A 21,393-nucleotide genomic window follows, 5' to 3' on the forward strand; every position below is an offset into this window, starting at 1 on the left:
CTCAAACACCGATTATCGGAGTTGAACTAAAACACTTTCCATAACGAGTTGTGCAGGCACATTTGCACGTAACCGCTCACGTCCTTGACTAATACGATCCAATTTCTCCAATGTATCATGCGTTGTGGACCCAGCAGCGATCCGATCGATCGCTTGCTCATAATCAACATTAATCAACTCCACGCGCCCACCCATCTGCCGGACCAAAACATCGCGGTAGAAAGACAACATGTAGACCATTTCCCGATCAAGTACGTCTCGTTCTTGCCGGGTTTGACGACGGCGTGCTGCTTCTGCACTTTCTTTAACTTGACTGCGAACAGCAGCTGGAACTTTTGCGTTTTCATCTAAACCAAAAGCAGCCATTCGTTGTGCTTGAATCGCTTGCGTATCTTCGTCGAGTGCTTCTTTCCTCGTCACTCCATCTCCACGCATGGCGATCGTATCTGCCAATAAATGGGCACCGAGTGCCGCATCTCCTACGCCTTTGAGCTTGGCTAATACGTTCAGGGTTTTACTGCGAATTGAGGCAGCATGTGGATCGGTTGCAAGCGCTCGCGCCAAACCAATATGCGACTGCGCTGCCCGTGCAGCAACGAGAGCTGCTCGCGGTTCTACCCCATCACGCTTGACAAGCAAATCCGCAACTTGTTGGGCTTGCGGAGTCACCAAGTTAATATTGCGGCATCGGGAGCGAATCGTGGGAAGCACATCAGCTACCGCTGCCGTGCACAACATCCACACAGTTCGTGCACCTGGTTCTTCAATGGCTTTCAATAACACATTAGTGGTGCGGGTCAGCATCCGATCGGCATCTTCAATAATAATGATTCGCCATGCCCCGCTCGTAGGAGCAACATAGGAACTGGCAACATACTGGCGTACTTGTTCTGCGCTAATCGTAACGTGGTCAGTAGTAACAAGGGTGACATCGCGATGATTTCGTTCCATCACTGCAATACACTGCGGGCACACTCCACATCCGGGAGTTGGTCCGGTACACAGCAATGCGCCAGCTAAGCTTAGCGCCGCTAGGGACCGCCCCGATCCGGGAGGTCCGGTAAATAACCACGCTTGGCTCATTGCCTGGGCAGCAACATCAGAGCTGGAACTTTGACCCGTCACATCTATAGCTGAACGCTGATTGACTGCACGCGCGGCATCAGCTGCTCGTTGTAATTCATAAACAGCAGCTTCTTGCCCGACCAGATCGTCAAAGATGCTCATAGTCCAAGACTACCGGCTACATCAACCATTGAGCGAGTGAGTGTTCCAGCCTCCACATTTTTAAGCAAATCGGCAACAACTGTTCGGATTTCCTGCTCGATATGTGCAATATCTGCGGTTGCATCGATCGTATGCCAGCGCCGGGGATCGTCTTTGGCTAACTGACAAAATTCTTCGCGTACTCGTTGATGGAATTCCATCCCGGCAGCCTCGAGCCGATCTTTTTCAGCACCAACCCGCTCCCGCCCGATTTCTACTGGAACATCAAGGAGAAAAGTTACTGCAGGCATCAAGTGGTTAACTGCCCACAGCGACAAGTCTCGAACTTCTTGCTTACCCAACAAGCGCGCAGCACCCTGATAGGCAACAGAAGAATCCAAGAACCGATCGGTGATGACTATCTCGCCGCGCTTAAGTGCCGGCAGGATTTTAGTTTCCATATGATGGGCACGATCAGCGGCATACAACAAGGCTTCTGCGCGTGGGCTCACGTCACCGCCATGGAGGAGAAGGTGGCGAATATGTTCACCTAATTCAGTACCGCCAGGCTCACGGGTGACCACAACGCTATATCCTTGGTTGGTCAGCCATGCCGCCAGCCGTTTGACCTGAGTCGATTTCCCGGACCCATCGCCACCTTCAAACGAAATAAACAAACCTGACATCGCTACGCCTTCTTGTCAGAATCTGCCTTTTTCGTAGCAGGCTTCTTCGCCGACGTCGACTTCTTCGCAGTCGCTTTCTTCTTGCCGGCACCCTTCACGGTACGCTTGGTCGCGTTGCGTTTCTTTGGCCCGCCTTGCTCAGCAATCTTCAACCGACGTTGTACCAACAGATCTTGGGCGCGCTCGGCAGTAATCTGATTTGGATCCTCAGATCGCGGCAATGATGCATTGGTTTCACCATCAGTGACGTACAATCCGAAACGGCCATCTTTTAGTAGAATCGTGCCGCCCGAAACCGGATCTTTTCCAAGTTCCGCCAACGGTGGCTGGGCTTGACGTTTGCCACGCTGCTTAGGTTGAGCAAAAATTTCTTTCGCTTCCTCCAACGTAATTGTGAAGATTTGTTCTTCGGATTCGAGGGATCGCGAATCTGAACCTTTACGCATGTAGGGACCAAATCGTCCGTTGTGAACCGTTACAAGTTCCGCATCAATTTCGCCAAGTTCGCGCGGCAGCGACAATAACTGCACTGCCTGCTCGATCGTCACCGTATCTGGATTCATCGACTTAAATAGCGAAGCAGTTGCGGGCTTTGGTTTAACCTTCGAAACTTTGCCCGTTGGGGTTAGTTGAACCGCATCGTCTGGGACGACTTCGGAAACGTAAGGACCGAATCGACCATCTTTGACGACGACGTCCCATCCCTTCTCGTTTTGCCCCAATACGCGATCTTCTTCCATGGCAGCATCTAGGAGTTCATGGGCTTTGGCTATCGTGAGTTCATCGGGGGCAACCTCAGGTGGAACAGAGGCACGTTTGCCTGCGGTACCATCGGCGTTTGTTTGCTCCAAATATGGTCCGTAGCGGCCAACTCGAACCGCAATATTATCACCAATATCAATGGTATTAACTGCCCGCGCATCAATATCGCCTAGCCCATCGACTTGGTCTCGTAGCCCCTTCTTATCGCCGTCACCACGGTAAAAACCACCCAAATATTGAACTGGATTTTCTTCACCGGCAGCGATCCTATCGAGATCTTCTTCCATATCTGCCGTGAAATCGTAATCGACAAGATCGGGCAGATTCTCCTCAAGCAAACGGATCACAGCGAAGGCGAGCCAGGTTGGCACAAGTGCTTGACCTTTGCGATCAACATATCCACGATCAGTGATGGTTGAGATCGTTGCGGCGTAGGTAGATGGCCGCCCAATACCCTTTTCTTCCATCGTCTTAACCAACGAGGCTTCAGTGTAGCGTGGCGGCGGCGCAGTCTCATGCCCACCTGCCTGAGATTGAACGTGTGCGATCTTCTCACCCGCAACGAGTTCGGGCAATCGCGATTCAGCTTGTTCTTCGTAACGCTTCTTATCTTTACCTTCTTCATAAGCAGCCATAAAGCCTGGAAAGGTAATAATCGTTCCCGAAGCACCCAACCGCGCCTGCATACCTCCAGCGATACCTAAGTCTGCCACCAGACGTACCGACGCAGTAGACCCGGTAGCATCTGCCATCTGTGAGGCAACCGTGCGTTTCCAAATCAACTCATATAAGTCAAACTCGCGCCCACGCAACTGGGTTGAGACTTGAGCTGGAGTACGGAAAGAATCACCGGCAGGCCGAATAGCCTCATGGGCTTCTTGTGCACCCTTAGATTTCGTAGCGTAAATTCGTGGCTTGTCTGGCAACGACTGTACGCCGTACATGTCTTTAATTTGCGAACGCGCAGCAGCAATAGCTTGGCTGGAAAGATTAACTGAATCGGTACGCATATAGGTGATAAAACCGTTTTCGTATAGCGACTGCGCTACTCGCATCGTGTCTCGCGAATTCATGTGCAGTTTACGCGAGGCTTCTTGCTGCAAAGTCGAAGTAGTAAACGGCGCAGCTGGACGACGTCGATACGGTTTAGTCTCCACACTTGCAACGGTGGATTGTCCAGAATTAAGCGCGGCTGAAACTGCGTGAGCATCAGCCTCGGTGAGAACTCTAACCCCTTCTTTGGCTGACTTAGCAGTGAGCTGACCATCGTCGTCAAAATCTTTTCCAACCGCGATACGCGCCCCATCAATCTCGAGCAATTTCGCGGTGAAGGTCTCAGCATTTTTTGTTAAATCGACGCTAACATCCCAGTATCCGGCAGGCACAAAGGCCATGCGTTCGCGTTCGCGTTCAACAACTAGGCGGGTGGTAACTGACTGAACTCGGCCAGCTGACAAGCTCGGGGCAACTTTGCGCCACAGCAGCGGCGAAACCTCATAGCCAACAAGGCGATCAAGAATACGACGAGTTTCTTGAGCGTCAACTAGTTTGGTATCCAGATCGCGGGTGGCATCCAACGCGCGCTGGATCGCTTCCTTGGTGATTTCATGGAACACCATACGCTTAACTGGGATCTTTGGTTGTAAAACTTCGAGCAGATGCCACGCGATGGCCTCCCCCTCGCGATCCTCATCTGTTGCCAACCACAGCTCGTCTGCTTTCTTCAACGCAGCCTTAAGTTCACTGACTTTCTTCTTCTTATCCGCATTAACGACGTAGTAGGGCTCAAAGTTGTGCTCCACATCAACAGCAAACTTGCCAAAGGGACCTTTTTTCATATCTGCAGGCAAATCCGAAGGCTTAGGCAAGTCACGAATATGACCAATACTGGCCGTCACATCGTACTCATCACCAAGAAAGTTGGCGACAGTGCGCGCCTTAGCAGGAGACTCTACAATCACTAGCTTTGTCACGTTACGTCCTTATATATAGGAGGGTTCTGGTTGTAAACATACCTCATCTGTGCCACCCAAACACAAATCAATCCACATCTTCGGCGTTTTCCACTATCTCAAGCATGCCTAATTCAAGCATGTGGACAACCTGTGGGAGGAGGTCTTCACGCAATCGACCACTATCTACTTCTAAGACTTGTGCCAAGGCTTCGATGATCTGCCCTACCGTTAATTGCCCGTCGCAAACCGAGACAAAACCAGCCAAAACTGTATCTGCCTGAATCTGATCCGAAAACGTCCGATTCGACGTAAACGAGATCAGCCACGGATCAGACGCTCCCGGATGATAGTACCGATGTTCTTCGATCCCCTCATTCACTAAACGTAATGAAGACAACGTTTCATCGTCCAGATTCGGAACCAGTCCCATCGTGCGGATAACACTGTGCATATCCTGGGGTGGCGCGCCACGTAAGTCAAAAAACTTACGCGCCGGAACCGATTCCATACCGCCAGCCACGCTGCCCGCTAGCAGATAACCGAACCCGATGTGTGACACGTTGCGCCTAGCAAAGTCTTCCAGCCAGGCCCGATATGCTGGCGCATAATCCGCATTGCCCGCACGCAAACCGCCGTCGTGTAACCACATTTCAATATATTGATCGACGGCGATCACCTCGCGTTGGACCACCAACGCAGCTAAATCGCTGTGCGCAAACCACGCGCGCGGATGGGAATCCCAAAGCGGTTGCCTACCACCACTAATCTCCCAATTAGCCAACATATAGACTGAGCCAACCGGCGACAAATAATCTTCGACCGCATCCACAATCTGCGCCGCCAATGTATCGCCAGGCACACCGGCGTCACGATATTCCATCGTTCCTAGATTTTCGCGCACTTGGCTTGGGGTAATCACAAATGGCGGATTAGAGACGACGACGTCGAACTTCTCACCTGCAACCGGATCGAACAGCGACCCTTCCCGCACCTGGATATCAACCTCGTTGAGCGCCGCATTAAACCGGGCATAGGCTAAGGCTCTGGCTGATATGTCGGTTGCAACCACAACCGCGCCAGCTTTGGCTGCCAAAATCGCGTGAATGCCACACCCGGTTCCCAAATCCAACACGCGCTGGCCTGGTTCATAGTGGGCTAGTCCAGCCAGTGTGCGCGTCGCACCTCCAACGCCCATAACATGGTCAGTTTTATGCCGGGCGCCTTGAAGGGAACCGCGATCCGAAGCTATCCATAGCAATTCCTCACCTATCCCAATCGGAACAAGCTGGAATCGAGAACGCACCCCACCGGCGTCGTCAGTAAAAATTTCTCCCAACCCTGGCATTCCACCGGTGGCGCGATATGTGTTCGGGATCGCGCGCGCGACCTCTTCAACCGAGAGCGGATCGCCGATCCACCACAGACGTAGCATTAAACCCAGCTGACCACCGGCCGCTTGCGCGGCAACCTGGGCAGGGACGGCTTCGTCGCGTGCCAAGGCCGCGAGCGCGCTATCACCTATTAGTTCCGCGATTTTCGCTGGGGTGTAGTCGCGGAGATCGCCGCGTAGGGCGTCAAAAAACTGAAAACTCATCATGGAACTATTATGCCGGGCTGATTGCGAAATTACGCCGGGCGAATCGCCACCGTGGAAAAGCCGGCGTTTTCCACCATCGCTACGAGTTGAGTCCACGTTTGTTGCCAGGCAGATAGATCCCACGAACGCGCTTGTTTTTGGAATTGCGGCGAGGTGCCGCGCTCGCGTGCTTCTTGGAGCGCAAAGTTCTCCACTCCGCGCGTGCGTAGTTCTTCGACGATACGCGGCAGGTCGTGGGCAACTGTTGAGTTCGGATAGATGGTGGTGCGTACCTCGTAGGTTAGTGGGCGCTCGCTACCGGCTCGCTCGGCTACCTGTGCCAATAACAGATCTAGGCAATGCCAGGCTTTTGCGCCGGCATCGGCGCCAATAATTGGGCGATAGCCATCTGGTAGTGCCTTAATATCGAGGCCTACCCAATCGACGTCGGGAAGTAGATGAGCAAACCGTGCCGGATATGCTCCTGCAGTGTGCAACCCGATCGCAAAACCTAGCTCACGGGTGTGTTTGATTGCGGGTGCTAACGCCAACTGCCGGGTAGCTTCACCGCCACTAAATACGACGCCGTCAAGCAATCCTTGGCGTCGTTGTAAAAAGGCATCGAATTCTTCCCAGGTCACTGTTCCGTTCGCGCGCGGATCGATCAGCTCAGTGTTTTGACAATACACGCATCGCCACGGGCAGCCTTGCAAGAAAACTGAAGCACACAGTGCGCCTGGCCAGTCGATCGTAGATAGTGGAACGTATCCTGCGATGGCTAGGTCAGACGCACTGGCAAGTGGTGTGCTCATTTATGACAGTGCTTTCTCCACAAACATCTGCCGCTCTGCGTATTCGCCCTTCTTTCCGATGTTGAAGGACTGAACTGGGCGGAAGTATCCCATGACGCGAGTCCACACTTCACATTCTTGGGGTTGGCTTGGGTTCATTTCAGCGCATGTTGGGCAGGTTTCATGTTCACCTTTGAGATAGCCGTGGACTGGGCATATAGAGAAGGTTGGGGTGATGGTGATGTATGGCAGGGAGAATCGGGTTAGGGCACGACGAATGATTTCCTTGCACGCATCGGGGGAGGAGATTGCTTCGTTCATATATAGATGGAGCACAGTTCCGCCGGTGTACTTGCATTGAAGTTCGTCTTGAAGTTCGAGGGCTTCAAAAGCGTCATCTGTGAATCCGACGGGGAGTTGGGAGGAATTGGTGTAGTAGGGCTGATCTGGGGTTCCAGCTTGGATGATATTCGGGAAACGCTTTGCGTCTTCCTTTGCCAGCCGGTAGGTGGTGCCTTCGGCTGGGGTGGCTTCGAGGTTGTAGAGGTTTCCGGTGCGCTCTTGGAAATCGACGAGGCGAGCGTTGATGTGGTCGAGCATGTCGGCAACCATGGCGTGCCCGCGTTGGTCGGTGATGTCGTAGTCGTCGAGGGTGAAGTTGCGAACCATTTCGTTCATGCCGTTGACCCCGATGGTTGAGAAATGGTTGTTGAGCGTGCCCAAGTAGCGTTGGGAGTATGGGTAGAGTCCACCATCCATAAATCCTTGGACTGCGTTTCGACGGCGTTCGAGCGTATCGCAAGCCATGTCCAGTAGCGTATCGAGACGTTCGTAAAGGCGCTCAAGGTCACCGGCATACAGATAGCCCAGCCGAGCCATATTCATAGTGACGACGCCGATGGATCCGGTTAGTTCGGCTGAACCGAAGAGTCCGTTGCCACGTTTGAGTAGTTCGCGCATGTCTAGTTGGAGGCGGCAACACATCGATCGGATCATGCCTGGATCGAGTTCGGAGTTAATAAAGTTTTGGAAGTAGGGCAGGCCGTATTTGGCGGTCATTGCAAAGAGCAAGGTGGCATTATCGCTATCCCACGCGAAATCTTTAGTGATGTTGTAGGTAGGGATTGGGAAGGTGAAGACGCGGCCGTTGGCATCGCCTTCGATCATTACTTCCATGTAGGCGCGGTTAATCATCGCCATTTCTTCGGCGAGTTCACCGTAGGTGAAGTCGCACAGTTCATCTCCGATTAAGGGGTTTTGTTCGGCTAAATCGGTTGGGCAATTCCAATCGAAGGTGAGGTTGGTGAACGGGCATTGGCTACCCCAGCGTGATGGGACGTTGAGGTTGTAGATCAGTTCTTGGATGTGTTGTTTGACTTCGTCGTAGCTGAGCTGGTCGAGGCGAACGAATGGAGCCATATAGGTATCGAATGAGGAGAAGGCTTGGGCTCCGGCCCATTCATTTTGTAGGGTTCCGAGGAAATTGACGATTTGGCCGCATGCTGAGGAGAAGTGTTTTGGCGGATTGGCAGCAATCGCTCCGGAAACTCCGTTGAACCCTTCTTCGAGGAGGCGACGCAAGGACCAGCCGGCGCAGTAGCCGGAGAGCATATCGAGATCGTGAATATGGAAGTCACCTTCGCGGTGAGCGTGCCCTGCTTCAGGAGAAAAGACTTCATCGAGCCAGTAGTTGGCGACCATCTTTCCCGCATTGTTCAAGATAAGACCACCCAAGGAGTAGTCTTGGTTGGCGTTAGCATTAACTCGCCAGTCGGAACGGGTGAGATATTCTTGGATTGATTCGACGGGATCGATGTGGCGGCTCACGGTTCTGGCCTTTCTTTTTATGTCTTTTCTTTTGCACAACTTTGGATATTGCGCCGCTGCGTGCTTCGGTGCGCGTAAAAGTTACGGTACTCCGAACACTACATATCGGTCTAGCAGAACACGCCGACCCTATATGTAGTGATTCTGGATGGGAAATTCTCTCGATGGTGAACTATGGCTAAAACTCGCGCAGGACACACCTTGCCGGAAAATCCGCTGTGGTTTATATCACGAGTTTTTTGTTACTGTGACGGAAATTGTGTGCCGGAAGAAGGCTATTTCGTATCAAAAAGTGAGACACTACAGCTATGAATTCCTTGCCATCGAGTATTCATGACGCCGTCACTGGGCATCTGGTTCTTCCTCCTCGCCCACCAATCACTGCACCATGGCCATCACACATTTCACCACTAATCCGTCACGCTTTAGCAAAACGTGGCGTTAACGAGCTGTGGACTCATCAAACTCAAGCAATCGAAGAGTTGAGCAAAAATAACCATGTGGTCTTAGCTACTGGAACTGGCTCTGGTAAATCATTGGCCGCCTGGATACCAGCGCTTAACGACATACTGTCTTATTCAATCTCGCAATCGTTAAAGCGTCACCGTAGCAAACCTACTGCACTCTACCTCTCACCCACTAAGGCTCTTGCGGCTGACCAATTAGCTAACTTATCCCAGCTCGCCAACGAGATAGACCCCCACATCGTGGTTGCCACTGCCGACGGCGATAGCGATACCCCCACCCGGCACTTCGCCCGCGAGCATGCAGATATTATTTTATCCAACCCAGATTTTCTCCATTTTTCACTCCTCTCTAAGCATGAGAAATGGGCACGACTGTGGCGCGGATTGCGATATTTAATAGTTGATGAATTCCATCATTATCGCGGTAATTTCGGCGCACACGTATCTCTTATCGTCCGGCGTGCGTTACGCATCGCCGCTCACTACGGAGCTTTTCCTCGCGTTATTTTCCTTTCTGCTACATCGGCACATCCGCGCCAAGATGCACAACGTTTTCTCGGATCAGCCTTCGGGCCAGTATCTGCCATCACTCACGACGGTTCCCCTATAAGTTCCCGCGAAATATATACAGTCTCACCATCTGATTCTGCTGCTCAAACCGCGGCGTTGCTAACTGCAGAACTTGTGCTAGAAGGCAAACAACTCTTGACTTTCGTGCGCTCTCGCCAAGGTGTAGAACGAGTTGCCGAGCTTGCGCAAAACTTTCTGCTCCAACTTAATCCGGGTATATCTCAAAGCATCGCCGCATACCGTGGCGGCTACTTACCCGAAGAGCGACGCGATCTTGAAGCACGACTCAGTAATGGCTCACTGCGCGCCCTTGTGACCACCTCTGCTCTCGAACTCGGCATTGATATCGCGGGTTTGGATGCGGTGATTACTACTGGCTGGCCGGGCACTCACGCATCTTTTCACCAACAAATGGGTAGAGCCGGTAGAGCTGGCTGTTCTGGAACGGGTATTTTTATCGCTCGTGATAACCCACTTGATCAATACATCGTCAATCATCCTCAGATACTTAGCCAGCCACCGAAGGAATCATCAACTTTCGACCCCACGAACCCGGCAATCATGCCTGCACATTTGTGCGCGGCAGCTCACGAGTTGCCATTGACGCAAAACGATATGCCGATTTTCTCCCTCCCTTCTACCGGTCTGCTTGATCAGATGGTAGCCAATGACTTGTTGCGCACCCGCCCCACCGGCTGGTTTTGGAATACGGCTACCCGCATCGAGCCCCATACATTGTTGGATTTACGTGGCGAGAACACAACGATAGCTATTGTTAATTCCGTTGACGGAACGGTGCTTGGTACAGTTGATAGCGCACGTGCCGACACCACGGTGTTTCCCGGAGCTATCTATCTCCATCAGGGAAGAACCTTCGAAATTCTCCAATGCCAGGCTGATGTAGCACTGGCTCAACCTGCCCTGGACGCAGATATTCGCACATTTGCACGCACCAATAATTCAGTAGATATCATCTCAACCACTTATGCGATTGAATTACCTGACGGGCAATGGAGTTACGGCACAGTTAACGTCCGATCCCAGGTTATTGGATATGACGTGCGTAGAGCCAGTGACGGTATCTTCCTTGGCACTGTTCCACTTCAGATGCCGGAACGAGAATTCATTACTTCAGGAACATGGATCTCCATAGCTGAACATAAGACTCGGCAACAGCATATAGATACTGCCGATCTGCCTGGCGCTCTTCACGGTGGCGAGCACACCATGATTGCAATGCTCCCCTTACTGGCAACTTGTGACCGCTGGGATATCGGTGGTCTTTCAACACCTTTGCATCCTGATACGCAACAACCCACCATTATTATTCATGATGCGATTTCCGGTGGCTCGGGAGCAGCGTTGCGTGGATACCACGCTGGGCGAATGTGGCTCGAAGCAACCCATGAGACACTCACAACCTGCCCGTGTGAATCAGGATGCCCCTCATGCGTCCAATCTCCCAAATGCGGAAACAATAATCAGCCATTATCAAAAGGCGGTGCTTTAGACCTCATGTCTGTGCTTTTAGAGCAGATTGATGCAGCCAGCTAAGCGCACTTAACCTTCATTACACATTCCATAAACACCCCCTACCATAAACACTCATCCCCTCACCTTTGACAATCGCAAAGCCAGTAGTTAGCTCTGGAAATCCGGACTCGAGTAATCAGCTCGGCAACAGTGCAGTATCATCATCGAGATTGGACACTGTTCTCAATTTGATATTGCGGACCAGCACGAGCAGTAGCGTGCAGTTCTATCGTCATCAACCCCACGTCGAGATATGAGCGAACATCAACATGCCCATCACGGCCCTGAACCCAACATCTCATTGCTAAATCAGCTACGAACTTGCGGGCGCGCTCACACGAAATCCGCGCATCTTGAGTTGAGCGATAGGTTTGCGCCACAGCAAGAGCTGCTAAATCTGTACGATCTTGTAGATCTTGTTGGGCATCCATAACCCTGCCTATGCCAGCAAGAATGCTAACTAAAGCCATGAGCGCACCAATCACACCCACAACCACTATTGTTGTAGATCCGCGTTCGACTCTATTACTCACCGTATCGGTGTTACCAATGCTCGAGATTTGAATATATCTCGCTGCGTTTTCAGCACCACTCTTACCCATAGCATCACCTTCGAGGTTCCATCACAACTAGGTGAGTTCCAGCAATATCTATCCCTATCCAATCCAGAAAATCAGGCATTTTCTTAACCACTGTTATCTGGGCATATTCCCCTACGTGCTCAATACGCACATCACCACCGCTGCTACGAACTTTTTCAATAAGACCCGAGGCGGACCGCGGCCCATGTATCGCATACTCACGCGCAATCTCGCGAGCGCTATGCCCAGCTTCGATATGATACAACCATCCAACTAGGGGAAGCATCGCGCTTAACACCACAATAATGAGTGGCCCTACACTCAGTGCTGTTTCTACACTGACCATCGCTTTTTCGCGCTGCATCTATTTTCTCCTGCACTTTTTCTGTGGTGGCCACATTGGCGCAGCCACCACAGAAAATCATCGGTTTTAGTAGGTGAATTGCGTCGGATTAGCTCATGAATAGCTCAAAAATAAATTTGAACAATGCGATAAACAATTCTTTGAACCAGTCTTGCTGGGCAATCCAAATAAGAATTCCGGCAATACTCGTCGTAGCGATGGTGCCTACTGCGTATTCAGCAGAGACCATCCCACTTTCAACACTGTTGCGATACTTGCGTAGCATAGATAACGCCTTCATAATAACCCTCCTTGTTGTTGGTTTTTGATATTGTTTCATCATGTTTGATGACTCTTATAGTCTCTCAAAAACCCTGCCTTAGCTAAATGGATCTAGACCAATCAGTGGAAAGCTTGGTTGGCGCCGCCATCTGTGGAAAACGTAAATCGCCAACACCGAAGTGCAGTGCTTGTGGGCCACCCCCAATTCAACGGCGTAGGTACACTGACCAAAACCTCGCCCCAACGGCGTAGGTAGCGTGACCACAAGCCACCCTTCACCACAACGACGTCGCTAAACCAGCCACAATCGGCACCACACCAACAATGATGAATGCCGGTAGAAAACATAAGCCCAGCGGCATCACTAAGGCAGCCCCCAATCGCCCTGCAGACTCTTTCGCACGCCGCACTCGCGTTAGTTGCAAAGTGCGCGCAGCACGTTCTAGCAATGGCACTGGAGCAACCCCATCAACCCACGCCGGCTGAAGTGTTCGAGCAAGGAGCTCAAAACCTTCGACATCTCGCCAAGCTTCATCCCACGTTGCCCCCATAACCAACATATTGGCAGTTTCGTGAAGTTTATCGGCCGAGTATCCCCCTGCCCCGACTTTCGATCCGCCCAAAGACTTACCGAGCATCCGCAATGTATCTGGCAACGAACTTCCCGATAATAATGCAGCGGCCGCAACATCTAAAACGACCGCCATATCTACTTTCCCTACCACTTGTGCACCTGATCGCTTCGGAAACCGTAAGGGCACTGATAGAAGCACAACCCAGGCAGCTACAACAATAAACACCACTTAAAACTCCTCGCTTTCGCGACGGGCACGCGCAACTAATCGCCACACCCACCACACGCCGAGCATTTCAGCACTTAGACCACTTACCAAAACAACAATTCCAAACAGTGACGAGAAGAAGAATCCGATTGGATCAGCCCCTAAAATAGATCCACTCGCTAGCCCGATAACCGGCAAACATGCCAACATCACTGCTGAAGTTTGTGGCCCTGCCAATGCAATATCGCGCGCCGCCACAGCTTCACCGGCCTCCGTGATACCTGTAGCGCACGAATCAAAAACATCTGCTACGGGTGCGCCCGTACCGTAGGACATTCGGCACACAAGAAAAACCGCAGGTAACGCTGTTATCGTCGCCTGCGGAATACGGTATCGACGTCGATACCACCAACTAGTTTTCCATAATTGGCGCAAAACATGTGGCACTCCCTCTTCATCTAAGCCACGCGGGCCAGGAAGCTCTCGTAAATAACTGTATGGCTCGATCGCTTTCTCCCAGGCCCGCTCAAGACCAGCACCCGAACGTAAGCGAGTAGCCACCTCCGATATCACCATTCCCATATCTAGGCCTCCCCCACTACGCTTCTTCCTCTTCGGGGCGGATAGACCTTTGATCTTTGAGCCCAGAGGCGGAATACGTGACTGGGGAAGACTTAACACCATCGCAAATACCAGGCATAAGCCAGCTATAAGGACGAACATGGCAACTCCAATCTTTGACACAGTTCTGGAAAACTCGGGCCGTATTCGATACCATTGCGACCAATATCTACCGCGACTCGTGCCACTAATTCACCGCGAACCCGGTCAAAAGTGGCGATTTGAGTAATTCCTCGCCACGCACCTACCCGCTCCAGATGAATGACCGCATCAAGGGCTGAAGCCACTTGGGCACCAACCGTCGTTTCACTCATATTCGCCAAGGCACCTAAAGCTACCAACCGCGCTGGCACATCTTGGGCGGAATTGGCGTGAATAGTTGCCCAGCCACCTTCATGCCCGGTGTTAAGTGCACCCAAGACATCTCGAACTTCGGGACCGCGGCACTCACCGAGAATAATGCGATCCGGGCGCATTCGCATCGCTGCTCGCACGAGATCGCTCATCGTTACTTCGCCCGCACCTTGAACATTGGCGCGACGTACTTGCAAATGCAAAACGTGCGGATGTTGTGGAGCAAGCTCCGCCGACTCTTCGATAATCAAAATTCGTTCAGTGCCCGCAACCCGGCTCAATACTGCATTCAAGAACGTAGTCTTTCCCGCACCCGTGGCTCCTGAAATAATCACATTGGCTCGTTTTTCCACAAGAGCATGCACTAACGGCACCAAACTCGGCTTCAACCCACCTAGCTGCGCCAACTCCTCTAACGAAAAGACGCGCGCACGATGGGTGCGCAACGAAATCAACGTCCCCGAAGCTGACAGTGGCGCAATAACCGCATGCAAGCGCACCCCGGAGGCAAAGGTGCCGTCAACGATTGGGCTCGAGTCATCCAGGCGCTGACCACACAAAGCTGCCAGTCGCACCGCCAGGGCACGAACTGCCCCGGCACTGCGCACGCTCTGATCGCCTTCGACTATCGGAACTGCAACCATTCCCTGACCTCGATCAGCCCATACTTGACCCGGTCCGTTGACAACCACATCAGTGACGCTAGGATCTTCAAGCAAGGGCCCGATTGTGAGTCCGGCTCCTGTTACTTCGTGGCGTACTTGGGCATCAACGTTCGCGATATCGATGTTGGTTAGTAGACCACGCTGGGCATTAATTGCTCCTGCCGGTGTGGTGCCACTAGCCAAACGACGCCGGATTGCAGCTATCTGTTCCGCCGGTAAAAACGCCATTACATCACCGACTCTCGGATAATATCCCACAGTTGGCTCATGTCGTTAGCCATCTTGCCTCGGCTACGATCTCCTGGGCTTACACCGTGGTCAATATCTGCGCGAGCACTGGCCGCGTTTCGCACCCCAAAAACGTCCCGGTAGTCTAAAGCAATGGCTATTTCGTCAGCTTGGGCGTGGGCTTTGACTGTGTTTGCTACGATGAAGGTGTGTGAAGAATCGATTAGTTCTTGCTGTTTGCGCCGGCATGCTTCTACCGCTGGTGGCGTTGGATGGGTCACGACGACGAGCACATCACACCATCGCAACCATTGCCGTTGGGTTTCCCAGTGCGCTCCAAGCACACCTAGATCAATAAAACTCCACGCATGAACTTGGCTAAGCGCACCAATTATTCGCGATCCTTGCTCGCCTGCATGTCCATCAACTTCGCAATCTCGGCTCGGCAACACGCTCACCTGGTTCCAGGTTGCCAAGGAATGAGCAAGTTTGCCCGGCAAAATAACTCCCTGTGCACTAAATAAGTCTTGCCGGTTTGTTGCCGCGCTATCTATCCCGAGCAAAACATCCCACGAGTTCGAGGCAAGATTGAAATCTGCCAAAGCTACCTGCGATTTTTCCCGGGCCGCTAGACGCGCCAGCCAAGCCGCGATCGTCGTCGTTCCGGCTCCGCCATGAGCGCCAAGTACCCCGATGACGCTACCGCGCACGGTAGCCCCCACAGCACTCATCAATGCCATCACATCCGCAGCATCGTCTCGAACATGGAATTGAGCGACGCCACGAGCGAAATATGATGCAAACATATCGTGAAACTGGGCTTGAACCGTCAACGGTTCTAGGCCTTGGGAACGAAATGTCAACACCGCGTCGATAGTACGATTCGCCAACGTTGTTACCTGAAAATCGAGACCGACCAATTGCGCTAACCGGCGTAATTCCTCCGCGATCAAATCATCATTGCCGCGGTAGAGCACAGATACAAGTTCAAGTTCTGGGACTTTATGTTTCGAAGTTGTTCGCATACATACAACCGTGCCCTAAGATGCTAGTGGCGCACCGTCGTCGTGCCTAAGAGGTGGAAAACCCAAACTATCCACAATTAATTGGACATGGTCTGCGTAACTTTTCCGTCAAAACACCGCCAAGTTCCCCAACATAAGCACCAGATAGCGATAGCGTTAGTTTAACTAACAATAGGAGGAATCGTGACTACACCGAACGATCCATATAATTCGGCCAATCCACGGCCGTTTAACGACGACGACATTCTCGAACCAATCGTCGAGAATACCGAACGCCTACAGCCGGAATATATGCCCGAACAGGTCGCTGGTGAATCGGTAGAAATCGACGAGGATCTCACTATTGGCACCGATGCCCCTGACTTTGGTGAGACTCTAGCCGCGCACACCGAAGACACCCCAGATTTTGATGAACCTTCCGCACAGCACGACCAAGAGAACAACCTGCCGCAAACCGATACTACACATTGGGGGGCACCCAAATACGTCAATGACGCTAACTACAGCGCAAACGAGTTCGCCGACGTCGAGCCACGCGAAGATCTGGTAGACCCAGACCTACCTGCACAACCACGTGACCGCCAGATGGTTGCAAACGAAACACCATCAAATCCGAACCCAACACTGGGCGGCTACCTCAACGAAACTGAGCACAGCGAAAAACCAAACACCGAAACCGGCGTTGCGATGGGCGTCGTCGCGCCTGCCGTCCCAGCCAGCCCCAATCGCACATCTGTTATGCCAGCTGGCGAAGAAGAACCAAACTTTGCTCCTCCGCGCGAAGAGTGGAGTGCAGATCCGGGCGATATCACCGAAATTCCTGATGAACCAAAAGGACGCGGTTGGATCCATACCGGCAGCTTCTTCCTCACTTTACTTCTGATACCTTTGGCATGGTATTTAATCTCCGACGCCGGTGCCCGCCTCTACCTTGTGGAAAACAACCCGTGGGATGCGCAAACATTTGCGTTCTTCCCATTCATTGAACTGCTCGGTGGCCTGGTTGTTCTCGCCATGCTCTGGCTAACTGCGCGCGCCTCCTCACTCGGCGCACAATTCTGGGGAGGACTCGTTACCATAGCTGGAATGGTTGCCCTGATCGTGCCTTCACTCGGACATCACGCAGTTACCTGGTTGGATGCACATATCGGTCACTACAATGACTTCACCGGCAACGTCGTCCATCATATCGAACTCGATTTGGGTACCGGGCGCGTCGTCATTCTCGGATTCTTACTGTTCATGACTGGCGTTGCTACCCATGCAGCTCGCCGTCGTGGCGCAACGCGCGCAATCGCTCAGACGCGTCGGGAGTTCTTGCTCAATACCGCATCAACACCAACGACGACGCCTGACGAAACAAAGTAACCCAAAAGTAACCTACTAGCCGTCCGCGGCAACCCTTCAAACACATAAGGTCTATGCCATGCCTGCCGATACTACGTGCATCACGCTACCTGGCCCTTGGGAACATCGGCTTATCCAAGCCAATGGTGCCCAATTCCACGTCGTGAGCGCCGGAGAATACTCCGAAACGAAACCGTTAGTTCTTTTAGTTCACGGTTTTCCACAGTATTGGTGGGCATGGCGGCATCAGATCGCTCAAATCGCCCAAGCTGGATACCAGGTTGTTGCTATCGACCAACGCGGTATCGGCGGGTCGGATAAAACACCGAAATCAGAAGATGGTTTCACCCTCGCCCAAGATCTAACAAAAATCGTGCGATCTTTAGGTGCACGCAAAGTAGTCGTTGTTGGTCATGGGCGCGGCGGAGCACTTGCCTGGTCGGCAGCGTCTATGGAACCGACACTTTTTAGCGGTCTGATCACTATATCTTCACCACATCCGCGCACGTTGCAGCGTATTGGAGCACACGTGACGTTGCGGACGTGGAAATACGCCGCATCAACCTTTCTCCGCTCACTTTCGAAGCGGAAATTAAAAGATCCAGAAAAATTGCGTGAAATTCTTGCGAGCTGGTCAGCTCCTGGAAATGATGGTGCCAGCGCACAAGCAGATCTCTACGCTCAAGCCCTGAACCTGCCTATGGCTGCCGATATTGCCATTGACCAACTGCGATGGATGTATCTTGCTCAGCAGCGTCCCTCCGGGCGTGCATACCTGCGCGAATCAGCTCATTCGGTACGGTTGCCGATCTTGGCTATCCGCGGCGAAAGTGACCCGTTACTACCGCAGCGCGCCTGGTCTCGAGACGGCGAATTCGCAATCGGAGACTATCAGTTTGTTTCCATCGCCAACGCCGGGCATTTCGTTCCTGAAGAACAGCCTGAGCGCGTAACTGAGGCGATTGTGGAGTTCTTAAACCGGATCACCTAAAACGTAAGGGTATTTTCCTTCAGCGAGGTCTACTTAGCCTATTTCGAGTTCAAAACTGGGGCAAATATCTGCCATAGGGCAAGAACCGCACGCCGGTTTGCGAGAATGACATACCTGCCGGCCATGATCAATAACTCGATGGCAAATGATCGTCCACTGTGACTGCGGCAAAATCTTGGCTAGATCTGCTTCGGCTTTGACCGGGTCAGTTTCGCGCGTCCACGCCCATCGCCGCGCGAGTCGTCCGACGTGAGTATCGACTGTGATACCAGGAATATCGAACGCATTTCCCAAGACGACGTTGGCGGTTTTACGCCCTACACCTGGCAAAGTTACTAAGTCTTGGAGATTAGGTGGCACATTGCCATCGAAGCGATCAATAAGACCGGTGGCAAGACCGTTTAGCGAACGTGCTTTGGCTCGATAAAATCCTAGCGGATGCAAAATTTCTTCTAAGACTGCCAGCGGTGCTTGAGCCAGTGCGTGCGCGTTTGGGAAATTGTCGAAGAGTGTTGGGGTTACGGAATTGACTCGCGCATCGGTTGTTTGTGCCGAAAGAACGGTGGCGGTGAGGAGTTCGAATGGGTTGCGATGGTCGAGTGCACAGTGCGAATCTGGGTAGAGTTCGGCGAGGCGTTGGACGATGCGGTCTGCTTGTTGGCGACGTGCAGTTAGGGAGCGGGGTCGAAACGGCAGACGACGACGAACGCTTTTCTTTTCATTCATACTTCCTCCTTGGCCACTTTAGCTTAGCTTGGAACTGCCTTCGTCGCAGAAAAAATAACTCTGAGAGAAGAAAATTTGCGCTACCGCGTGCCTATCACTGTAAAACGTGGCACACTTAGATATGTATGACCTCGCACACACGAGCCGAGGTCTTGTCCTAGTAGCCTTCTATTTGAAAGGAATTCGGATGGATTCCACCGTTTTGGCTCATGTAGAGCTTTTCCGAGAGCTAGACGAAGCCGACCGCGCAGATCTTCTTGCTCTCATGTCCGAGACCACCTTAAAGCGTGGTGAATCACTTTTCCACGAGGGCGATTCTGGCGACCGTCTCTACGTAGTCACTGACGGTAAAGTCAAGCTTTCCCACACCGCAGATGATGGTCGTGAAAACCTCATCGCCGTGCTGGGCCCTGGTGAAATCATTGGCGAACTGACCTTGTTTGATCTCGGTGCTCGTTCCTCAACAGTGACAGCTATTGCTGCCACAAGCCTATTATCGTTGTCCCACAAAGACATGATGACCTACATCGATTCCCACCCAGCCATGGCAAAGTCCATGTTGCGTGAACTTGCTCGCCGCCTTCGTACCACGAATCAGCAGATGGCAGACTTGGTCTTCTCTGATGTTCCCGGCCGTGTAGCTAAAGCTCTCCTTGATCTTGCAGAGCGTTTTGGCGAACGTACCCAAGAAGGTATCTATGTAGCCCACGATCTAACCCAGGAAGAGCTCGCCCATCTCGTTGGCGCTTCTCGCGAAACAGTCAATAAGTCCTTGGCAGATTTTACTTCACGTGGCTGGATTCGCCTTGAAGGGCGTGCCGTATTGCTCATCCAAGTCCAGCGCCTCCAGCGCCGCGCACACTGAGCTCAGCTCATACCCAAACCACACATAAGTTGAATATGGTGAGATGGTGGTTGGGTGGCACTAGCTAGTGCCACCCAACCACCATCAGACTTATAAAACCTACTGATTTTCATAGCCGGCGCATTCCATGCACCACTACTGCTAGCGCACAGAATTCGTCATTGTCCACACCTGCCTATTACGGCATGGATCAATCGGCAATAACGACGCTTAATTCAATTTCAACCGGAGCATTCAACGGTAGGACCGCAACCCCAACAGCGGACCGCGTGTGAACGCCGTCGTCACCAAAAATATCGTGAAGCAAATCTGAAGCACCGTTCACAACACGCGATTGACCATAAAACTCAGGTGCTGAAGCCACAAACCCGGTAACATGCGAGACTGAAACAATTCGATCAAGATCACCATCTAACGCCCAAGCAATCGCGGCAAGCGCATTAAGTGCACAGATCCGCGCCTGATCGTATGCTTGGCTTTCAGATACCTCATCGCCAACTTTGCCCTGCACCTCTAATTGCCCGGCAACAAAAGGCAACTGCCCCGAGGTGCGCACAACATTGCCAGATAACTGCGCCGGAATATAGGAAGCAACCGGTGGCGCAAGCGGCACAAGATCAATACCGAGTTCTGCTAGGCGCTGGCGAACTGGAATCCTAGCCATTTACTGCTTCTCACGCTTCATGTAGGCAACGGGGTTTTGGCTACCATTTGGGCCTGGAATAACACTGACAAGCTCCCAGCCATCTTCGCCCCATTGATCAAGAATGGCTTTGGTGTTGTGTACTAGCAGCGGTAAAGTAACATATTCAAATTTCTTCATACCTCTAGCCTACTGCATCACTGGGTATGCGAAAGACTCAACGAAGAAACGACTCAACTCAATCTCGGAACTCGTCCGGCACGTAATTCAACAACTAACTGTTCGTTTGAATTCTTTAAACGTTCCGCCCAATTATTTTCATCTGGGAACATACGAAGGATAGCGCGGCGTTCGCGCTCAGTTAGGCCACCCCACACTCCGAATGCCGCATTGGAATCCAAGGCATCCGCTAAACATTCCATACGCACCGGGCACGAAAAGCACACATTACGAACTTGCCGCTGTGCGGCACCGCGAACGAAAAGCGAATCTGGATCCACATCCGCACATGCAGCATGTACCGCCCATGTCTGTTCTTCATAAGCCAGACTCATAACGATATCCCTC

21 protein-coding genes are annotated in these 21,393 nt (G+C 52.2%); 4 read left to right on the forward strand and 17 right to left on the reverse strand.

The features are described from left to right. Positions 1-12: 12 nt before the first annotated feature. From NG665_RS08000 to NG665_RS08025, 6 genes are all read right to left on the reverse strand, one after another. Positions 13-1,227, reverse strand: coding sequence for a DNA polymerase III subunit delta' (locus NG665_RS08000; RefSeq protein WP_252673177.1), 1,215 nt, complete (start codon positions 1,225-1,227; stop codon positions 13-15). Then, positions 1,224-1,892, reverse strand: a complete 669-nt coding sequence (gene tmk / locus NG665_RS08005) for a dTMP kinase (RefSeq protein ID WP_252673178.1) — start codon at positions 1,890-1,892, stop codon at positions 1,224-1,226. Before tmk ends, NG665_RS08000 begins: the two co-directional genes overlap by 4 nt. A 2-nt stretch (positions 1,893-1,894) precedes the next feature. Then, positions 1,895-4,627: a type I DNA topoisomerase gene (gene topA / locus NG665_RS08010; RefSeq protein WP_252673179.1), complete on the reverse strand. Its 2,733-nt coding sequence runs from the start codon at positions 4,625-4,627 to the stop codon at positions 1,895-1,897. A 67-nt stretch (positions 4,628-4,694) separates the two neighbouring features. Continuing rightward, positions 4,695-6,203 (reverse strand): methyltransferase, encoded by a 1,509-nt coding sequence (locus NG665_RS08015; RefSeq protein WP_252673180.1) that lies wholly within the window; start codon positions 6,201-6,203, stop codon positions 4,695-4,697. A 32-nt stretch (positions 6,204-6,235) separates the two neighbouring features. Beyond that, complete coding sequence (locus NG665_RS08020; RefSeq protein WP_252673181.1) at positions 6,236-6,997, reverse strand: anaerobic ribonucleoside-triphosphate reductase activating protein; 762 nt, start codon at positions 6,995-6,997, stop codon at positions 6,236-6,238. Then, positions 6,998-8,803, reverse strand: a complete 1,806-nt coding sequence (locus NG665_RS08025) for a ribonucleoside triphosphate reductase (RefSeq protein WP_252673182.1) — start codon at positions 8,801-8,803, stop codon at positions 6,998-7,000. Between the two features lie 308 nt (positions 8,804-9,111). Between NG665_RS08025 and NG665_RS08030 the strand changes: the two genes are divergently transcribed. Then, complete coding sequence (locus NG665_RS08030; protein ID WP_252673183.1) at positions 9,112-11,394, forward strand: DEAD/DEAH box helicase; 2,283 nt, start codon at positions 9,112-9,114, stop codon at positions 11,392-11,394. A 140-nt stretch (positions 11,395-11,534) separates the two neighbouring features. Here NG665_RS08030 and NG665_RS08035 read toward each other — a convergent pair whose 3' ends face one another. The 7 genes from NG665_RS08035 to NG665_RS08065 all read right to left on the reverse strand — a co-directional run bounded on the left by NG665_RS08035 (position 11,535) and on the right by NG665_RS08065 (position 16,254). After that, the gene (locus NG665_RS08035) at positions 11,535-11,975 is read right to left on the reverse strand and encodes an Rv3654c family TadE-like protein (RefSeq protein WP_252673184.1); all 441 of its coding nucleotides are present in this window, start codon (positions 11,973-11,975) and stop codon (positions 11,535-11,537) included. A gap of 4 nt (positions 11,976-11,979) precedes the next feature. Then, the gene (locus tag NG665_RS08040; RefSeq protein ID WP_252673185.1) at positions 11,980-12,318 is read right to left on the reverse strand and encodes a hypothetical protein; all 339 of its coding nucleotides are present in this window, start codon (positions 12,316-12,318) and stop codon (positions 11,980-11,982) included. Positions 12,319-12,406: 88 nt separating this feature from the next. Beyond that, positions 12,407-12,598 carry a DUF4244 domain-containing protein gene (locus NG665_RS08045; protein ID WP_252673186.1) on the reverse strand — a complete coding sequence of 64 codons (192 nt, stop codon included), beginning with the start codon at positions 12,596-12,598 and terminating at the stop codon, positions 12,407-12,409. Between the two features lie 256 nt (positions 12,599-12,854). Then, the gene (locus NG665_RS08050) at positions 12,855-13,286 is read right to left on the reverse strand and encodes a type II secretion system F family protein (protein WP_252673187.1); all 432 of its coding nucleotides are present in this window, start codon (positions 13,284-13,286) and stop codon (positions 12,855-12,857) included. A 96-nt stretch (positions 13,287-13,382) separates the two neighbouring features. Further along, the gene (locus NG665_RS08055; RefSeq protein WP_252673188.1) at positions 13,383-14,084 is read right to left on the reverse strand and encodes a type II secretion system F family protein; all 702 of its coding nucleotides are present in this window, start codon (positions 14,082-14,084) and stop codon (positions 13,383-13,385) included. Then, entirely contained in the window at positions 14,069-15,229 is a 1,161-nt protein-coding gene (locus NG665_RS08060; RefSeq protein WP_252673189.1) for a TadA family conjugal transfer-associated ATPase, read from the reverse strand. The genes NG665_RS08055 and NG665_RS08060 overlap by 16 nt, the downstream gene beginning before the upstream one ends. Then, the gene (locus NG665_RS08065; RefSeq protein WP_252673190.1) at positions 15,229-16,254 is read right to left on the reverse strand and encodes a CpaE/TadZ family protein; all 1,026 of its coding nucleotides are present in this window, start codon (positions 16,252-16,254) and stop codon (positions 15,229-15,231) included. The genes NG665_RS08060 and NG665_RS08065 overlap by 1 nt, the downstream gene beginning before the upstream one ends. Before the next feature lie 183 nt (positions 16,255-16,437). On the opposite strand from NG665_RS08065, the gene NG665_RS08070 reads away from it, so the two are divergent. Both NG665_RS08070 and NG665_RS08075 read left to right on the forward strand, forming a co-directional pair. After that, complete coding sequence (locus NG665_RS08070) at positions 16,438-17,622, forward strand: DUF2157 domain-containing protein (RefSeq protein ID WP_252673191.1); 1,185 nt, start codon at positions 16,438-16,440, stop codon at positions 17,620-17,622. Positions 17,623-17,680: 58 nt separating this feature from the next. Continuing rightward, complete coding sequence (locus NG665_RS08075) at positions 17,681-18,592, forward strand: alpha/beta fold hydrolase (RefSeq protein ID WP_252673192.1); 912 nt, start codon at positions 17,681-17,683, stop codon at positions 18,590-18,592. A gap of 33 nt (positions 18,593-18,625) precedes the next feature. Here the strand turns inward: NG665_RS08075 and nth are convergent, their stop codons facing one another. Next, a complete protein-coding gene (gene nth / locus NG665_RS08080) occupies positions 18,626-19,318 on the reverse strand; it encodes an endonuclease III (protein ID WP_252673193.1) in 693 nt (230 codons plus the stop codon). A gap of 187 nt (positions 19,319-19,505) precedes the next feature. Between nth and NG665_RS08085 the strand changes: the two genes are divergently transcribed. Further along, on the forward strand, positions 19,506-20,183 hold the full coding sequence (locus tag NG665_RS08085; protein ID WP_252673194.1) for a Crp/Fnr family transcriptional regulator: 678 nt from the start codon (positions 19,506-19,508) through the stop codon (positions 20,181-20,183). Positions 20,184-20,373: 190 nt separating this feature from the next. On the opposite strand, the gene NG665_RS08090 is transcribed toward NG665_RS08085, so the two are convergent. From NG665_RS08090 to NG665_RS08100, 3 genes are read right to left on the reverse strand one after another with little or no spacing between them, the layout of a single operon-like run. After that, complete coding sequence (locus NG665_RS08090) at positions 20,374-20,847, reverse strand: RidA family protein (protein ID WP_252673195.1); 474 nt, start codon at positions 20,845-20,847, stop codon at positions 20,374-20,376. Next, a complete protein-coding gene (sp36, locus tag NG665_RS08095) occupies positions 20,848-21,006 on the reverse strand; it encodes a Sp36 family protein (RefSeq protein ID WP_252673196.1) in 159 nt (52 codons plus the stop codon). It lies immediately after the preceding gene. A gap of 53 nt (positions 21,007-21,059) precedes the next feature. Continuing rightward, the gene (locus tag NG665_RS08100; RefSeq protein WP_252673197.1) at positions 21,060-21,380 is read right to left on the reverse strand and encodes a WhiB family transcriptional regulator; all 321 of its coding nucleotides are present in this window, start codon (positions 21,378-21,380) and stop codon (positions 21,060-21,062) included. Positions 21,381-21,393: the final 13 nt, after the last annotated feature.

The organism is Arcanobacterium pinnipediorum, from assembly GCF_023973165.1.
Lineage (GTDB): Bacteria > Actinomycetota > Actinomycetes > Actinomycetales > Actinomycetaceae > Arcanobacterium > Arcanobacterium pinnipediorum.

Bases quoted from the DNA above. Each gene is read 5' to 3' on its own strand.
- NG665_RS08000 (WP_252673177.1), bottom strand. From the start codon at position 1,227: ATGAGCATCTTTGACGATCTGGTCGGGCAAGAAGCTGCTGTTTATGAA.
- tmk (WP_252673178.1), bottom strand. From the start codon at position 1,892: ATGTCAGGTTTGTTTATTTCGTTTGAAGGTGGCGATGGGTCCGGGAAA.
- NG665_RS08015 (WP_252673180.1), bottom strand. From the start codon at position 6,203: ATGAGTTTTCAGTTTTTTGACGCCCTACGCGGCGATCTCCGCGACTAC.
- NG665_RS08020 (WP_252673181.1), bottom strand. From the start codon at position 6,997: ATGAGCACACCACTTGCCAGTGCGTCTGACCTAGCCATCGCAGGATAC.
- NG665_RS08030 (WP_252673183.1), top strand. From the start codon at position 9,112: ATGAATTCCTTGCCATCGAGTATTCATGACGCCGTCACTGGGCATCTG.
- NG665_RS08035 (WP_252673184.1), bottom strand. From the start codon at position 11,975: ATGGGTAAGAGTGGTGCTGAAAACGCAGCGAGATATATTCAAATCTCG.
- NG665_RS08040 (WP_252673185.1), bottom strand. From the start codon at position 12,318: ATGCAGCGCGAAAAAGCGATGGTCAGTGTAGAAACAGCACTGAGTGTA.
- NG665_RS08045 (WP_252673186.1), bottom strand. From the start codon at position 12,598: ATGAAGGCGTTATCTATGCTACGCAAGTATCGCAACAGTGTTGAAAGT.
- NG665_RS08050 (WP_252673187.1), bottom strand. From the start codon at position 13,286: ATGGCGGTCGTTTTAGATGTTGCGGCCGCTGCATTATTATCGGGAAGT.
- NG665_RS08055 (WP_252673188.1), bottom strand. From the start codon at position 14,084: ATGTTCGTCCTTATAGCTGGCTTATGCCTGGTATTTGCGATGGTGTTA.
- NG665_RS08060 (WP_252673189.1), bottom strand. From the start codon at position 15,229: ATGGCGTTTTTACCGGCGGAACAGATAGCTGCAATCCGGCGTCGTTTG.
- NG665_RS08065 (WP_252673190.1), bottom strand. From the start codon at position 16,254: ATGCGAACAACTTCGAAACATAAAGTCCCAGAACTTGAACTTGTATCT.
- NG665_RS08075 (WP_252673192.1), top strand. From the start codon at position 17,681: ATGCCTGCCGATACTACGTGCATCACGCTACCTGGCCCTTGGGAACAT.
- nth (WP_252673193.1), bottom strand. From the start codon at position 19,318: ATGAATGAAAAGAAAAGCGTTCGTCGTCGTCTGCCGTTTCGACCCCGC.
- NG665_RS08085 (WP_252673194.1), top strand. From the start codon at position 19,506: ATGGATTCCACCGTTTTGGCTCATGTAGAGCTTTTCCGAGAGCTAGAC.
- NG665_RS08090 (WP_252673195.1), bottom strand. From the start codon at position 20,847: ATGGCTAGGATTCCAGTTCGCCAGCGCCTAGCAGAACTCGGTATTGAT.
- sp36 (WP_252673196.1), bottom strand. From the start codon at position 21,006: ATGAAGAAATTTGAATATGTTACTTTACCGCTGCTAGTACACAACACC.
- NG665_RS08100 (WP_252673197.1), bottom strand. From the start codon at position 21,380: ATGAGTCTGGCTTATGAAGAACAGACATGGGCGGTACATGCTGCATGT.